The organism is Trichococcus sp. K1Tr (assembly GCF_028309625.1).
In the GTDB taxonomy this organism is placed as follows: Bacteria; Bacillota; Bacilli; order Lactobacillales; family Aerococcaceae; genus Trichococcus.
Genome location: NZ_JAQMHR010000002.1, coordinates 593,082 through 608,848 on the forward strand (window position 1 = coordinate 593,082; position 15,767 = coordinate 608,848).

General features: G+C 44.1%; 14 protein-coding genes. 9 read left to right on the top strand and 5 right to left on the bottom strand.

Features of this window, described 5'->3' with window-relative positions; all coding sequences use genetic code 11:
- Positions 1-5: 5 nt before the first annotated feature.
- From PH235_RS06200 to PH235_RS06210, 3 genes are all read left to right on the top strand, one after another.
- Positions 6-917: a carbohydrate ABC transporter permease gene (locus PH235_RS06200; RefSeq protein ID WP_272161500.1), complete on the top strand. Its 912-nt coding sequence runs from the start codon at positions 6-8 to the stop codon at positions 915-917.
- 20 nt (positions 918-937) lie between these two features.
- Positions 938-2,506 carry an extracellular solute-binding protein gene (locus tag PH235_RS06205; protein ID WP_272161501.1) on the top strand — a complete coding sequence of 523 codons (1,569 nt, stop codon included), beginning with the start codon at positions 938-940 and terminating at the stop codon, positions 2,504-2,506.
- Between the two features lie 174 nt (positions 2,507-2,680).
- A complete protein-coding gene (locus PH235_RS06210) occupies positions 2,681-3,316 on the top strand; it encodes a YesL family protein (RefSeq protein ID WP_272161502.1) in 636 nt (211 codons plus the stop codon).
- A 27-nt stretch (positions 3,317-3,343) separates the two neighbouring features.
- Here the strand turns inward: PH235_RS06210 and PH235_RS06215 are convergent, their stop codons facing one another.
- Entirely contained in the window at positions 3,344-4,372 is a 1,029-nt protein-coding gene (locus PH235_RS06215) for a LacI family DNA-binding transcriptional regulator (RefSeq protein ID WP_272161503.1), read from the bottom strand.
- A gap of 235 nt (positions 4,373-4,607) precedes the next feature.
- Here PH235_RS06215 and PH235_RS06220 point away from each other — a divergent pair, with 235 nt between their 5' ends.
- The 5 genes from PH235_RS06220 to PH235_RS06240 all read left to right on the top strand — a co-directional run bounded on the left by PH235_RS06220 (position 4,608) and on the right by PH235_RS06240 (position 9,631).
- The gene (locus PH235_RS06220; protein ID WP_272161504.1) at positions 4,608-5,714 is read left to right on the top strand and encodes a Gfo/Idh/MocA family protein; all 1,107 of its coding nucleotides are present in this window, start codon (positions 4,608-4,610) and stop codon (positions 5,712-5,714) included.
- A 15-nt stretch (positions 5,715-5,729) separates the two neighbouring features.
- Positions 5,730-6,461: a ThuA domain-containing protein gene (locus tag PH235_RS06225; RefSeq protein ID WP_272161505.1), complete on the top strand. Its 732-nt coding sequence runs from the start codon at positions 5,730-5,732 to the stop codon at positions 6,459-6,461.
- 52 nt (positions 6,462-6,513) lie between these two features.
- On the top strand, positions 6,514-7,482 hold the full coding sequence (locus PH235_RS06230) for a sugar phosphate isomerase/epimerase family protein (RefSeq protein WP_272161506.1): 969 nt from the start codon (positions 6,514-6,516) through the stop codon (positions 7,480-7,482).
- Between the two features lie 15 nt (positions 7,483-7,497).
- Positions 7,498-8,565 carry a Gfo/Idh/MocA family protein gene (locus PH235_RS06235; protein WP_272161507.1) on the top strand — a complete coding sequence of 356 codons (1,068 nt, stop codon included), beginning with the start codon at positions 7,498-7,500 and terminating at the stop codon, positions 8,563-8,565.
- A 94-nt stretch (positions 8,566-8,659) separates the two neighbouring features.
- Positions 8,660-9,631, top strand: a complete 972-nt coding sequence (locus PH235_RS06240) for an ROK family glucokinase (protein WP_272161508.1) — start codon at positions 8,660-8,662, stop codon at positions 9,629-9,631.
- A gap of 180 nt (positions 9,632-9,811) precedes the next feature.
- On the opposite strand, the gene PH235_RS06245 is transcribed toward PH235_RS06240, so the two are convergent.
- The 4 genes from PH235_RS06245 to PH235_RS06260 all read right to left on the bottom strand — a co-directional run bounded on the left by PH235_RS06245 (position 9,812) and on the right by PH235_RS06260 (position 14,090).
- Positions 9,812-10,432: an HD domain-containing protein gene (locus PH235_RS06245; protein ID WP_272161509.1), complete on the bottom strand. Its 621-nt coding sequence runs from the start codon at positions 10,430-10,432 to the stop codon at positions 9,812-9,814.
- Between the two features lie 35 nt (positions 10,433-10,467).
- Positions 10,468-10,911, bottom strand: coding sequence for a YaiI/YqxD family protein (locus PH235_RS06250; RefSeq protein ID WP_272161510.1), 444 nt, complete (start codon positions 10,909-10,911; stop codon positions 10,468-10,470).
- Positions 10,912-11,235: 324 nt separating this feature from the next.
- Positions 11,236-12,723, bottom strand: coding sequence for a threonine synthase (thrC, locus tag PH235_RS06255; RefSeq protein WP_272161511.1), 1,488 nt, complete (start codon positions 12,721-12,723; stop codon positions 11,236-11,238).
- Between the two features lie 185 nt (positions 12,724-12,908).
- Entirely contained in the window at positions 12,909-14,090 is a 1,182-nt protein-coding gene (locus PH235_RS06260; RefSeq protein WP_272161512.1) for an acetyl-CoA C-acetyltransferase, read from the bottom strand.
- Positions 14,091-14,347: 257 nt separating this feature from the next.
- On the opposite strand from PH235_RS06260, the gene PH235_RS06265 reads away from it, so the two are divergent.
- On the top strand, positions 14,348-15,520 hold the full coding sequence (locus PH235_RS06265; RefSeq protein WP_272161515.1) for a hydroxymethylglutaryl-CoA synthase: 1,173 nt from the start codon (positions 14,348-14,350) through the stop codon (positions 15,518-15,520).
- The last annotated feature ends 247 nt before the right edge of the window (positions 15,521-15,767 follow it).

Below are 15,767 nucleotides of genomic sequence, written 5' to 3' on the forward strand. Positions count from 1 at the left end.
ACGCAATGGATTTAACAATAAAAAAAACAGAATATAAGAAAAAAAGAAAACTTACAGACACCCTTTTTGATATCGGCGTATATGGATTTGCTATTTTGTTAATGCTTTTGATTATTTACCCATTATGGTTTGTAATAATTGCATCATTCAGCAATCCAGCAGAAGTTGCAAATGGAAATGTTTGGTTTTGGCCAAGTGAATGGAAGTTAGACGGCTACATTGAACTGTTTAAGCAAGATATCATTTGGAGAAGTTATTTTAATACAATTATTTATACAGTTGTAGGAACCTTTGTTGCACTAGCGGTAAATATCCCAGCTGGTTATGCATTATCTCGAAAGGATTTAGTCGGAAGAAAATGGATTTCATTGTTCTATATTATTCCGATGTTTGTAGGCGGGGGACTCATTCCCACCTATTTGATTATTAAGGAATTTGGTTTATTAGATACGTTCTGGGTAATGGTTTTACCTTTTGCAGTATCCACTTTCAATATCATCATCGCTCGAACCTTTTTTAGCACGAGTCTTCCTGAGGGTTTGTGGGAAGCAGCTCAAATTGATGGATGTAATACGTTCAGATATTTTTTCAGTTTTGTTATCCCTTTATCAAAGGCAATTTTAGCGGTAATTGGTTTGTGGACTGCCGTTGGGATATGGAATTCTTGGTTTAACGCTTTAATTTATTTAACAAACGAAGATTTGCAACCGCTACAACTAGTATTAAGAAGAATTTTGATTGCAAACGAATCTTTATTAGGAGCTACATCTGGGAGTCTTGCTACTGAATTAAGGCAATTATCAGATATGATGAAATATGCTGCAATCGTAGTTTCGACATTGCCGATTATGTGCTTGTATCCTTTTTTACAAAAATATTTCAACCAAGGTGTTATGATCGGATCGATCAAGGAATAGACAACAGAGGAGGAAAAAAAGTGATTAATAAAAAATTTACGACATTCATTACATTTGGAGCAACGTTAGGCGTTTTGGCAGGTTGTAGTGATACAGCAAAAAGTGAAGAAGAGGCGCTAGCGACTGAGAGCGGTGACTATTCTATTGCCACAGTAAGATGGTCAGACTGGGGGGATGAATTTGTAAAAGGGTTTGTTGAGGAGACTGAAGAAAAAGCTGGTATAGAAATTGACTGGGAAATTTACTTGAATTCTGACTGGGGCGATAAGAAAGCCGTTTTAATGGCGGGTGGAGATTTACCAGATGCATTTTTGGGCTCTAATGCGCTAAGCGATGCTGAAATCGCTCAATTTTCAGATATGTTTATTCCACTGGAAGATTTAATTGAAGAAAATATGCCTAACTTAGTAGCTGCTATGGCTGAAGATCCGCAGTTGCGAGCAATAAGTACCTCTCCTGATGGACATATTTATAGCCTCCCAACTAAACTGCCACTTCGCCCAGTTGCCGGTAATCAAATGTTTATCAACCAACAATGGCTAGATAATTTAGGGTTAGAAATGCCAGATACCGTAGAAGAATTTGAAATGGTATTAAAAGCTTTCAAGGAGCAAGACGCTAATGGAAATGGAGATCCTAATGATGAAATTCCCTTTTCATCGGATGGCGCAGACGTATTGAGTTTCTTATTGCCTTTTGGAATGACCAAGGGGGTTAATGATAATCGCGGATTGCTTGCTCTAAGAAATGATGAAACAGTTTATTTACCAACTAGTGATGGCTATCGCGATGGAATAGCATGGATGCATAAAGCATATCAAGATGGTTTAGTAGATCCAGAACTTTTTACTCATGATGCTTCAATGTCTCTAGCAAAACGTCAAAACAAAGATATTTCTTTAGTTGGTGTATCAGCCGGATGGACGCCAGATGCTGTTTTTGGTCCGAATAAAGATGAATATGTTGCTCTTACGCCATTACAAGGTCCTGACGGTACTCGATATGTGCATACAGATGCAGCAGTTTATTCCAGAAGAGAGCTATTAGTTACTACTGAAGCTGAGAACCCTGCTAAGTTACTTCAATGGGCAGATCAATTTTATACTGAAGATGCAAGCATTCAAACATTTTATGGATCATTTGGATTAGCCGTGGATAAAGAAGAAGACGGAACATATACTGTCCTTGCTCCTCCAGAAGGTGAATCAGCTGATACTTTTGCTTGGGTCAATTCATTTAGAGATTTTGGTCCGAAGTATATCTCCGAAGGTTTTAATGATAAAGTTACCTTAAATGAAGAGAGCGGAGACGGCTTAAAATTAAAATTAGATGCTGAAATTAATCAATACGCTACTGAACAGTATCCAAGTGTCGTTTATACATCTGAAGAACTTGGTCGTTTATCTACTTTGAATGTTGATATTGGTTCATATGTATCATCTATGCAAGCTAAATGGATTGTTGAAGGCGGAGTAGAGGAAGAATGGGACACTTATATGTCTACGTTGGAAAAAATGGGCTATGACGAATTTATGGAAATTCAACAAACAGCTTTAGAAAGATACCAAAGTAATCTTGTAAATAATTAATAATAACTTCTTTTAGTCATCACACGAAGTATTTGAAAAAATAGTTCCAGACAGCCAATTGAGATAGAGGCTATCAAATGGCTGTCTGTGTCCTATGTATTAATTAAAAAAAGTGCTTTAAAATGTATAAAAACAGAAAGATCGGCAGGACTTGAAAAAAATGGAGAGAACAATATGAATAAATTATTTGACTTAGAAAGCCCAATTTTTAAGTTGCTAGCTAAAGCTGTAGATATCATGATAATAAATATATTATTCATTCTCGGATGTATACCTATATTTACTATTGGAGCGTCATTGACAGCACTATATAAAGTGACGTTAAAAATGGTTTCAAAAGAAGATATGTATATCGTTCGGGAATTTATGCTTGCATTTAAAAAGAATTTCAAAGTGAGTACTGCTGTGTGGGGAATTATGGTATTCATAGGATTTTTATTCTCAGTAAATTACCAACTCCTTCAGAACTTCTCAGGCGTCTTATACATTTTTTCTTCAGTGGTACTTGCTGTTTTTACGTTTATCTATCTGTGTGTCCTTACTTTCATTTTTCCATATGTTGCTCTATATGAGAACAGCACCAAAAAATTCCTTTTTAATTCTTTGATAATAACCCTTTCCAATTTTTCTTACATGTTGTTATTAATTCCTATAACTGTGATACTTTCGACATTTTTCTTCACTTCAGGAATTGGTTTAATAACCGGTATCTATTTAGGAACATTTGGTGGCTTTGCTATATCGGCTCTGTATAATTCGTTTTTTATTAATAAAATTTTTAAGAAATACAATAACACTAATTTACAATGAAGTTAAAAAATTGTAATTTAGCTATATTTACTGAATGGAAAGAACCGACTGTCTTTCTATCAATTCAACGTCTAGAGTAGTAGTATCTGTTTCTTTAATTATTTCTCCTTTTAATAGTTTGAATAACAGAGTGGCAGCCAACTCACCTTTTTGATCTACGTTTTGTCTGATGGTCGTTAGTTTAGGTGTTACAAAGGAACTGAAGGGTAGATCATCGTATCCAATAACAGAAAGATTTCTTGGTACGCTTAGTCCGCTCAGCCGCGCACCTTCGATAATTCCAATTGCCATAATATCGGCTGTTGAGAATACTGCGGTGATATCTGATTGTTCAGCCAGTAGTTTTCCTATTTGAATGCCTCCCTCATAGGAAACATCCGCACCAAAAATATGATCTTGTTTTAAGTCCAGGCCCACTTCTTCCAGCGCTTTTTTAAATCCTAAGTATCGTTTGTACAATAATGTGTTATTAGATAATGTTGGGCTTTTGATTTCTTCCGCAGATGCAAAGGCAATATTTTTATGCCCCATATTTATGAAATATTTTGCAGCCAGGTATCCACCTTTAAAGTCATCCGACCCAATATTTATAACTTTTTCCAAATTATGGTAAGTATCAATACAAATAAAGGGAATGGAAAGTCTACTATTTATGTAGTTTAGGTTTTCGCTAGAAAGTCCTAAAAAAATGGCGCCATCTACATTCCATGTATTAATGTTGGAAATGATTTGATCAATATTCGGCGTACTACTTATCATTAAATAATAACCTTTTGTATTAACGAATTTTTCTATGGCACTAACAATCCTACTGTTGTAGGGACTATGCAACAATCCTTCCGTATGGCTCCCAGGTATGCACAAAGCAATGATTTTGGATGATTGCATGGAAAGTGAACGAGCGACAGCATTGGGTGCGTAATTGTATTTTTTTATTAAATCATTTATTTTTTCTATCGTTTTCAAAGAAACTTTAGAATGATTTCCGTTTATAACATTTGAAACTGTCATGATGCTTACGCCAGCTTCTTTAGCTATGTCTTTTAAAGTAGTCAAGTGTAGGATCTCCTTATCTGTATAAGAGTTTACCGATAAATGTTTTTGCAGTTCAGCAATTAAACTTACTATAACACCTTTTATGGCAATAATCTATTTCATTTTATTAACCGAAGAATAAATAATGCGTTGACATCGTTAAATAAAAGATTTAAACTACATAAAATGGTTTAGCGTTATACCTAATTATGAAATGATAAATAAATTTAGAAAGAACAGAAGGGAAATAAATAATATGATTAAAATCGGAATTATTGGTTGTGGGGGAATCGCAAACAACAAACATATGCCAGCTTTGGCTAAAGTGGAAACTGTTGAAATGGTGGCCTTCTGTGACATTATCGAGGAACGGGCAAGCAAAGCGAGAGAAGAATTTGGAACGGATGCTGCAAATGTCTATACGGACTATGAGGAACTTTTAAAAAATGAAGAGATTGATGTCATTCATGTCTGCACACCAAATATTTCTCATGCTGAAATCTCAATAGCGGCGATGGAATCCGGTAAACATGTGATGTGTGAAAAACCGATGGCTAAAACTTCGGAAGAAGCAGAATCAATGATAGCCGCGATGAATCGGACCGGAAAAAAGCTGACGATCGGGTATCAAAATCGATTCAGAAAAGACTCTTCTTATTTGCATAAAATTTGTGAAAAGGGAGAATTGGGAGACATTTATAACGCTAAAGCTCATGCGATTAGGAGACGCGCGGTTCCTACTTGGGGCGTATTTCTCGATGAAGAAGCGCAAGGCGGCGGCCCTTTGATTGATATCGGAACGCACGCGCTTGATCTGACGTTGTGGATGATGAACAACTACAAACCAAAGTATGTTGTGGGGAATACGTATCATAAATTGGCAGGGACCGAAAACGCGGCAAATGCTTTCGGACCATGGAATCCGGCTGAATTTACCGTAGAGGATTCCGCTTTCGGCTTTATCGTAATGGAGAACGGAGCGACCATTTATCTGGAGTCCAGTTGGGCCTTGAATTCCTTGGATGTAGGGGAAGCTCAAACGACTCTGCACGGCACTCAGGGCGGGGCTGATATGAAGGATGGCTTGCGTATCAACGGAGAAGCTGATGGCATGATGTACGATAAAACGATGGTGTTGGAGCCTGGCGGAGTAGACTTCTACGACGGATCGGGAGATGATCCCGCCTACTTAGAAGCGAAACAATGGATTGAGAGCATCCAAAACGATACTAATCCGGTTGTGGAACCAGAACAAGCATTAGTCGTGACCCAAATACTGGAAGCCATTTATCAATCTGCCAAGACAGGAGCGCCAGTATACATCAATCAATATAAAGAAGAGATGGAAAAAATACTGTTGTAAAAAGGGGATAATCGTATGAGAGTTACGGTATGGAACGAGTATCGGCATGAAAAAACGGATGAAGCTGTAGCAAAAATATATCCTAAAGGTATACACGGACAAATTGAAAGCTTTTTAAATGAGGCGGGCTTTGATGTAAAGACAGCTACACTTGATGAACCGGAGCACGGATTGACGGAAGAGGCGTTGGCTGAAACGGATGTTCTTGTTTGGTGGGGGCATCTTGCCCATGACGAAGTAGCGGATGAAGTAGTTAACCGCGTCCATGAACACGTTTTAAAAGGGATGGGCCTGGTTGTTTTGCACTCGGCACATATGTCCAAAATATTTATGAAATTGATGGGAACGAGTTGCGACCTGAAATGGCGCGAAGCCGAAGAAAAAGAGCGGATTTGGGTAGTGAACCCAAGCCATCCGATAGCTGCCGGAATCGGCGAATACATCGAGCTGGAAAAAGAAGAGATGTACGGCGAGCACTTTGATGTGCCGACACCGGATGAGTTAATTTTTGTCGGGTGGTACGAAGGCGGGAATGTTTTCCGCAGCGGATTGACTTACAGACGCGGAAACGGAAAGATTTTTTATTTTCAACCGGGTCATGAGACTTATCCTACCTACTACAACACCGAGATCCAACAAGTCATTAAAAACGGGATTGATTGGTGCAAACCGACAAAGCATGCCTATCCCGCTTACGGAAACAGTCAAGCGTTGGAAGAAATAAAAAATAGACAACAGCTTGTTTAAAAGAGGCGTGTAAGGCTGACAGATAATGAAATTAAGAAAGCGGGGAATGGATATGAAACTTGGTGTATTCACACCTTTATTTGCAAATTTAAGTTTTGAAGAGATGTTGGATAAGGTCCAGAGTGCAGGTTTAAACGCAGTGGAGATTGGAACCGGGGGCAACCCTGGAAACCATCACTGTCCTACAGATGAACTGTTGGAAAGCGAAGAGAAGAGAGCAGCATACTTAGCGGAGCTGGAAAAACGGAACTTAACCATCAGTGCATTCAGCTGCCACAATAACCCCATTTCTCCGGATGCTGCTGAAGCCAAAGCTGCAGATGAAATATTGAGGAAAACCATTAAGTTGGCTGCATTGATGGGCGTCCCTGTGGTAAATACTTTTTCGGGAACGGCAGGGGACAGTGAAGATGCGACAGCGCCTAATTGGCCGGTAATTCCATGGCCAGAAGTCTATACAGATATCTATAAATGGCAGTGGGAAAATAAGCTCATCCCTTATTGGAAAGAGATTGGTGAAATGGCTACCGAATATGGCGTAAAGATTGGTATTGAACTGCATGGCGGTTTTTTGTGCCACACACCGTATACACTTTTGAAATTGCGCGAAAATACGTGCGATGCAATCGGCGTGAATCTTGATCCCAGCCATTTATGGTGGCAAGGAATTGATCCTGTAGGCGCGATTAAGATCCTGGGCAATGCCGGAGCAATCCATCATTTCCATGCGAAAGACACCTATCTCGATCAAGATAACATCAATATGTATGGTCTGTTGGATATGCAACCGTATGGAGATGTCAAAACAAGAGCATGGACGTTCCGATCGGTTGGATGCGGTCATGATGTAAAAGTATGGTCAGATATAATGAGCGCTTTGCGGATGTATGGTTATGATTATGTGGTCAGTATTGAACATGAAGATCCTTTGATGTCCATCGATGAGGGATTGAACAGAGCCGTGAAGAATTTACAATCCGTTTTGATTAATGAGACGCCACAGGACATGTGGTGGGCGTAGAAAAGAGGACTAATTATGAAGAAATTAAAGGTCACGATTATTGGATACGGTGGCATGGGCAGTTTTCACGCTAAGTTGATTCAGGCAAATCCAGAAGTGGAATTGCATGGGATATTTGATATTTTAGAAAGCCGTCAACAGGCTGGCGAAGCAGATGGGTACAGCGCCTATGCTAGCTTGGAAGAAGCTTTGCATGATGCTTCTGCAGATACCATATTGATTGCAACCCCGAATGATGTACACAAAGAAATCGCTATCCAGGCGTTGGAAGCAGGAAAACATGTTATTTGCGAAAAGCCGGTGACACTTAACAGCGAAGACCTGTTGGAAATAATGCATACTGCAAAGGAACGGGACCGCGTATTTATGGTCCATCAAAATCGCCGTTGGGACAGTGATTTTCAGATGGTCAAGGATTTGTACGAGAAGCGAAAAATTGGAGAAATCTTTCATATCGAATCACGTGTGCAGGGGGCCAATGGGATACCGGGTGACTGGCGCCACCTGAAAGCGCATGGCGGCGGCATGCTCTTGGATTGGGGCGTTCATTTATTGGATCAGCTACTGTATATGATCGATAGCCCATTGGCGAAAGTTGCCGCAGATTTGAGCTATGTATTGGGCGATGAGGTGGATGATGGCTTCATCAGTTATCTGACTTTCGAAAATGGCGTAACCGCCCTTGTAGAAGTCGGGACAACCAATTATGTCAAACTCCCACGTTGGTACGTAAAGGGGACAACGGGATCGGCTATCATAGAAGATTGGAATCTAAAAGGTAAAATCGTGAAGCAAAGCGGACTTGAATTTGTGGTAGCACCCAAACCAATCAAAGCCGGCCAAGGACTGACAAAAACCATGGCTCCGCCTTCTGAAGAGGCAATCATAAAAGAAAAATTTGAAAAAGTGACAACCCAAATGGATCCGTTCTATACGAATTTCGCTAAAGTCGTCAGGGGCGAGTCGGAAGCTGTTGTCAAAAATGATGAAGTTTATCAATTGATGAAGATTATCGAATCCATTTTTAAGGCAGCAGAGACGGGACAAATTATGGACGTAAGGGAATACAACTATAGCCGTTGAAAACGGCCGGATCGTTCAATTTATATTTTATCAAACGTTGAGCAATCAGGCAGCGTAGAAGGTGAACAAGTTTTTGATTTGGAGGCAATACGGGATGCACAAAAAAGTAATGGGAATAGATTTGGGTGGAACTTCAGTGAAATTGGCCATACTATCCGAAGAAGGGGAAGTTCTCCAAAAATGGAGTATCCCGACAGATAACAGTGACCACGGTGTTAAAATAATGCCGGACATAATTGAATCCATCAAGCATCATTTGGACTTATACCGGCTCACTCCTGATGACTTTTTGGGTATAGGCATGGGTTCGCCCGGCGCAGTCGATAGAAGTGAAGGGACCGTTACTGGAGCGTTCAATTTGAATTGGGTTTCCCCGCAACCGGTAAGGGAAACGATGGAACAAGAAACGGGCATCCCGTTTTTCATCGACAATGATGCAAATGTCGCCGCGCTTGGAGAAAAATGGCGTGGTGCAGGCGAGGATAATCATGATGTCGTATTCATCACCTTAGGGACAGGCGTCGGTGGAGGAATCATTGCAGACGGGCACCTGATCCATGGGACAGCCGGTTCGGGCGGAGAAATCGGGCATATGACGGTCGATCCTGATGGCTTTGAGTGCACTTGCGGGAAAAATGGATGTTTGGAGACCGTTGCCAGCGCTACCGGGGTCGTCCAACTAGCGCGCAAATACGCCGAGGAGTATGCCGGAGATTCAACCTTAAAAAGCCTGATTGATGATGGCCAGGAAATCACTTCAAAAATGATTTTCGATTTCGCTAAAGATGGCGATGCATTGGCGCTAATCGTTGTGGATCGCTTTGCCTATTTTTTAGGTCTGGCATGCAGCCATATCGGTAATCTGTTGAATCCAGCTTACATCATTATCGGCGGCGGCGTTTCTGCTGCAGGAGAATTATTGCTGGAAAAGGTCAATAAACACTTTTTGGGATATGCTTTCCCAAATGTACAGCAATCGACTAAATTGAAGCTTGCCGAATTGGGTAACGATGCTGGCGTTGTTGGAGCATCTTATTTAGTAGTAACAAATGTGAACAAGTGCTGAACAAGTTACTGTTCATTTCAGTAAAAAAGATAATTTTATGAAGCTTAACAAGCCATAAAAGCTTTTATAATGATGATAGGTTTGTTTTTTTTTATCCAGATTAGTAATGCTATGTTAATAAAAAAGGGTGAACCCAAATCATTTGAACTGATTTGGATTCACTCTTATTTGTGTTGATTACTAGTGGCCTTCCCACTCGGAATGGAAGTCCTTCAGGAACTGTTCCATCCGAGTGTGGCGGGCAATCGCCTTTTGTTTGCCGGTTTCCGTGTGCATGCCATCCTTCAGCAGGAGCAGTTTTTCGTGGAAATGGCCGATCGTATCGCTGTCCGAATCCCCAGTGTGCTCGGGATCATAAAGCGGCCGGTCTTTGTGCCCGCCATACGCAAATGCGCGCGCGATGCCGATTGCGCCGATCGCATCCAGGCGGTCGGCATCCTGCACAATCCGGCCTTCGAGCGTTTCCAGCACATGCTTGTTTTTTCCTTGCTTGAAGGAAAGGTTGTTCACGATGTAGATGACCTGTTCGATGACGGAGTCGCTCAGCTCGAACGGCCTGAGGATGTCGGTGATGATGTCTTCGCGGTCGTCGTCGGTATAGCCGAATTTATGGTCGGCTACATCGTGGAGAAGAGCCGCCAAGCCGATGATGAGGCGATCGCCGTTTCCTTCCGCTTCGGCAATGTCCATGGACGTGTTATAGACCCGGAGCGTATGCCACCAATCATGCCCCGTAGCTTCGTTCCTCAGCTTTTCTGCGACGACATGTTTCACATCTTCGATAATGATCTCATTGCGCATAACAATGCACCTCTTTCTTAGGTCTATTTAGTCTGTTAGGTTTCTTGCAATTTGGAAATAAGCAGTTTCCTGAATTTATGCCGATCCGCGTCCGTGAATGGCTTCGGGCCTTTTGTGCGTTTGCCGCTTTTGCGGACCATGGCACTCATGTAGCGGTCCTCAAGCAGCCGCTCCATATTGCTGTTGTCGTAGGCAAAGCCTTTGTGATGGAGGACGGTGAGTCCCTTCGGCAAAGCGAGTGAAGCCAAGCCGTAGTCCTGCGTGACCAGCAGATCGCCTCTTTTTGCGAGCTGGATGATTTTGAAGTCGGCTGCGTCCGCACCGGAATCGACGTAGACCGTCTTCACTCCGGGTGGTTGGGGCGCATTTGAAAAGTGGGAAAAGCTGGTGACGATTGTGACCGGTATTTCGCGTTTGATGGCTTCTTCAATGATGATGTCTTTTACGGGACAAGCATCTCCGTCGATCAATATATTCATGTGGCGCCTCGATTCAGTTTCTTTCTGACTCCATTTTACCAAAAAACGGGGCGGATTTCTCGATGATGTGTGTGCCTGGATGAAGAAACGAAAGGAATATTACCGGCAACTCCGGCCAATAGCTGTTGGCAGGAGTTCCGAGTGAAATACAGTCGCTACTTCCGGTGAGGAGAAGCTGGCCGGAGGAGAGCATATCTCTACATTCTCAGCTCCAGAGAAGACTATTCTCGCCGGAGGACAGAATGAAAAATGATCAAAAGCGCAAAAAAGCCGGCAGCCCGGAAATATTCCGGACCGCCGGCTAGGCAGTTAAACATTTGAAAATCAGTTCAAGCCCAGGATGGACTCGACGCTCTTCTGCATTTCGTCGGAAGCGACAACTGTGTTATGGCGAACTTCCGCATGCAATAGTTCTTCGATTGCTGCTGGGAAAGCGACGCCGCTCAATTCTCTCAGGCGGTCCAACATTTCTTCCATGGAATCATCCGAAAACTCAGGGTCGATGGCATTCAGGACTGCTTGCGGGAATTTGTAAGGGCTGGCAGTCGAAGCGATGATGATCGGTGTGTGATCATCAGTTTCAGCTACATAAGTGTTGGCAACATGCGCCGCCACCGCTGTGTGCGGGTCGATGACATAGCCTTCAGCATGATAAAGCGCAGCAATCTGAGCGCTTACTTCTTCTTCAGTCGCGTAGTCGGCATAGAAATCCTTTGCTTTTTCCTTCATTTCTTCCGTCACTTCGTAGCGACCGATTTCCTTCAATTGGTCCATGAAAGTTTGGACAGCTGCCGCGCTCTCATTGGCCAACAGGAACAACAGGCGTTCCAAGTTGCTGGAAACCAGGATATCCATGGATGGGGATGTCGTCAAAATGAAGTCGCGGTTGCGGTCATAAGCGCCGGTGTCGAAGAAATCGACCAGGACTTTGTTTTCGTTTGAAGCGATGATCAGTTTTTGGATCGGCAAGCCCATTTGTTTCGCGAAGTAGGCAGCCAAGATGTTCCCGAAGTTTCCGGTAGGGACTACGACGTTCATTGGCTCGCCGGCAGCGATGGCGCCTTGTTTCACCATTTGGCCGTAAGCATAGACGTAATAGACCACTTGCGGGATCAAGCGTCCGATGTTTATGGAGTTGGCTGAAGAAAATTGGAATCCTGCTTCATCCAAACGTGCAGCCAAGTCTGCATTTCCGAACATATTTTTGACGTTCGTCTGTGCGTCATCGAAGTTTCCATCGATTGCTACAACGGAAGTATTGTCGCCTTTTTGCGTCACCATTTGTTTTTCCTGAATGGCGCTGACGCCGTTCTTAGGATAGAAGACGATGATGCGTGTGTTCGGCACATCCGCGAATCCGACCAAGGCCGCTTTTCCGGTATCGCCCGAAGTTGCCGTCAGGATCACGATTTCTTTCGTGCTGCCGTTTTTCTTGGCTGAAGTCGTCATTAGGTAAGGCAAGATGGAAAGAGCCATGTCCTTGAACGCGATTGTCGGGCCGTGGAACAATTCCAGGTAGTGGTTTCCGCCGGCTTTCACCAATGGGACGATGCTGGAGTCGTCAAATTTGTCATCGTAGGCTGCGTTGACGCAATGTTTCAATTCTTCTTCAGTGAAGTCGTCAAAAAAGTTTTTCATTACTTCGTAGGCTAATTCTTGGTAAGTCATGTCGGCCAGGCGATCCAATGCGATGTCCAAAGCCGGAATGTGATCGGGTACGTACAATCCGCCGTCTGGCGCTATCCCTTGTAATATTGCTTGTGAAGCCGTCAGTGTTTTTTCTGCATTTCGTGTGCTATGATAGGTCGTCACGGATTCAGTCTCCTCTACATTATTCTCATTTTTAAATTAAAAATTTCTCATAAAGAGTATGCCACATTTTCGTTGAAAACTCAATAACATATCGAAATGCGCGCTGTTCTTATCAGTATTTTTATGAAAAAAACTCCCCGGTCAAGCAAATGACGGAGAAGCGATTGTGTGCTGTCAAAAATAGGTCACGGACGCTCAACGATCATGGCGATGCCCATTCCGCCACCGATGCAAAGGGAGGCGAGACCGAGCTTCGTATCCGTCCGTTCCAGTGCGTGCAGCAGGGTCACCAAAATCCGGGATCCGGATGCGCCGATTGGATGTCCCAAGGCGATTGCGCCGCCGCAGATGTTGACTTTTTCCTCAGGCAAGCCCAAATCCCTGGTTACGGCGATACTCTGGGAAGCGAACGCTTCGTTCAATTCGAACAGGTCGATGTCCTCTGCATGCAATCCGGTTTTTTCCAACACTTGCTTGATGGCATGGTAAGGCGCATAGCCCATGATGGCCGGGTCGATTCCTGTTTCGGCATAGCCTTTGATTGTGGCCAGGTATGGGATGCCTTTCGCTTCGGCTTCCGACTTCGGCATCAGCACCAAGGCGGCGGCTCCGTCGTTGATCCCGGATGCGTTCCCGGCAGTCACCGTGCCGTTCTTTTGGAAGGCTGGTCTTAATTTGCCCAAGCTCTCCATAGTGACATCTTTGCGGATATATTCATCATCGGCCACGACCGTCTGCTGGTTCTTGCGGTCCGAGAGGATGACAGGCGCGATCTCTTCCTTAAAATAGCCCGCTTCTTGGGCGGCGGCAGCCTTTTGTTGCGAATGCAGCGCGAAAGCATCCTGCTCTTCTCGGCTCACTTGGAATCTTTCCGCCACCGTTTCGGCCGTGATGCCCATGTGCTGATGATCGAACGCATCCGTCAGGCCGTCGTGCACAAGGCTGTCGATGGCGTTGATATCGCCGAGTTTGCTTCCCCAGCGTTGGTTCGGCAAGAGATAGGGAGCTTGCGACATGCTTTCGGTGCCTCCGACAACCACCGTTCTGGCATCGCCCAGACGGATGGCTTGGCTCGCGAGGATGATTGCTTTCAAACCGGAGCCGCAGACTTCATTGATCGTCATGGCGGTTTTTTCATAAGGGATTCCGGCAGCGACTGCAATCTGCCGCGCTGTATTCTGGCCGATGCCTGCCTGCAGGACGTTTCCGAAAATGACGGAATCTACTTCTTCAGGGGATAAACCGGCACGGTTCAACGCAGCTTTTGAGGCTGCCTTCCCCAGATCGACTGCGGTACAATTTTTGAGGCTGCCTCCGAATGAACCGATGGGGGTTCTGGCAGCACTGACAATTACGACTTCTTCCATTAAATGTCTCCTTTTTTGTATTATTTTGGGTAGAATTATTTTCATCGACCTTTGATACTTCCTATTTTACGTGACTAAGCGCTCATAATGATATAAGAATTGGTAAAGAATTTCAAATTATATACAATTTTTCGATATGGGTTTTGTAAGATATCTTTAATTTGGTGTCCTAAGGTTGTTTTTTTGAGCGGTCTGGTCTATCATTTGGGATGAGAGGCATCAAATAAGTTATATATGAAAAGTAAGGGGTAGTTGTCGTGAAGATTGGGATAGATAAGATTGGCTTTTATGCGCCACACTTCTTTGTGGATATGGAAAAGTTGGCGGAGGCCAGGGGAGTGGATCCGGCCAAATATACGATCGGCATCGGGCAAGAAAAGATGGCTGTCGCGCCCATAACGCAGGATGCTGTTACACTCGCCGCGAATGCCGCTTTACGGATCATCGATGAAGAGGATCTGGAGAAAATCGACTTGGTCATTTTCGGAACGGAATCCGGCATCGACAATTCGAAATCAGGTGCCGTCTACGTACATGATCTTTTGGGGATCCAGGAACATGCCCGTTGCATCGAATTGAAACAGGCTTGCTACGGAGCGACAGCCGGCATCCAACTCGCGAAAGGTCATGTCGCTTTGAATCCGGAGAGCCGAGTATTGGTGCTCGGTTCGGACATTTCCCGCTACGGAATCGGCACAGCCGGTGAAGTGACACAAGGTGCCGGGGCAGTGGCTATGATCATCAGTGCGGAACCGCGCATCCTTGCGCTAGAGAATGAAAGCAGCTATCTGACCGCCGATGTGATGGATTTTTGGAGACCCATCTACTCGGAAACGGCTTTTGTCGACGGTAAATATTCAAATGAGCAGTACATTTCGTTCTTCCTGAACACTTGGGAAGAGTTCAAAGCAAAATACGGCGCCACCTTGTCTGATTTCGAAGCGATCTGTTTCCATCTGCCTTACACGAAGATGGGCATGAAAGCTCTGCGTGAAGTGCTGGACGAAGGTTCCGAAGCGGACCGCGAACGTCTGTCGGCGCATTACCAAACCAGCACTGTCTACAACAAGATCGTCGGCAATATTTATACGGGTTCCCTGTATCTGAGCCTGCTGTCCTTGCTGGAACTTTCCGATGACCTGAAAGCGGGCGACAAAATCGGTCTCTTCAGTTACGGATCCGGAGCGGTCGGAGAGTTCTTCTCAGCCACTCTGCAGGATGGATTCAAGGAGGCTTTAGCTGCCGCTGAGCATGGGAAAATGTTCGCCGGACGCAAAGAAGTGACAGTCAAAGAATATGAAGAGATCTTTTCTCGCGTTCTGCCGATCGATGGGTCAAGCATCGAATTGGATGTGGATGCAGATCCTGCAACCATCTGCGTTGAAGGTATGGAATACAACAAACGCATCTATCTGAACAAAACCAGATGATGAATGCGATGAAAAAACAGCACGCCGTCAGCCAAATTACTGGTGATGGCGTGCTGTTTTTGTTTTTTATTTTGGATGGTTCCGGGGGCCGGCTCCTCCGGCCAAGCCGGCCTTGGCCGGAGGAAAAACAAATTTCAGCCCCTGTACTCCGGCGAGGCCGCCGCAACCGTAGAAGAAACAAAATCCGATACCTCTACTCCGGCGAGGCTCGCCTCACCGGAGAAAAAACTGGAATCCAGCCCGGGAG

Bases quoted from the DNA above. Each gene is read 5' to 3' on its own strand.
- PH235_RS06245 (WP_272161509.1), bottom strand. From the start codon at position 10,432: ATGCGCAATGAGATCATTATCGAAGATGTGAAACATGTCGTCGCAGAA.
- PH235_RS06210 (WP_272161502.1), top strand. From the start codon at position 2,681: ATGAATAAATTATTTGACTTAGAAAGCCCAATTTTTAAGTTGCTAGCT.
- PH235_RS06235 (WP_272161507.1), top strand. From the start codon at position 7,498: ATGAAGAAATTAAAGGTCACGATTATTGGATACGGTGGCATGGGCAGT.
- PH235_RS06250 (WP_272161510.1), bottom strand. From the start codon at position 10,911: ATGAATATATTGATCGACGGAGATGCTTGTCCCGTAAAAGACATCATC.
- PH235_RS06225 (WP_272161505.1), top strand. From the start codon at position 5,730: ATGAGAGTTACGGTATGGAACGAGTATCGGCATGAAAAAACGGATGAA.
- PH235_RS06260 (WP_272161512.1), bottom strand. From the start codon at position 14,090: ATGGAAGAAGTCGTAATTGTCAGTGCTGCCAGAACCCCCATCGGTTCA.
- PH235_RS06240 (WP_272161508.1), top strand. From the start codon at position 8,660: ATGCACAAAAAAGTAATGGGAATAGATTTGGGTGGAACTTCAGTGAAA.
- PH235_RS06200 (WP_272161500.1), top strand. From the start codon at position 6: ATGGATTTAACAATAAAAAAAACAGAATATAAGAAAAAAAGAAAACTT.
- PH235_RS06220 (WP_272161504.1), top strand. From the start codon at position 4,608: ATGATTAAAATCGGAATTATTGGTTGTGGGGGAATCGCAAACAACAAA.
- PH235_RS06230 (WP_272161506.1), top strand. From the start codon at position 6,514: ATGAAACTTGGTGTATTCACACCTTTATTTGCAAATTTAAGTTTTGAA.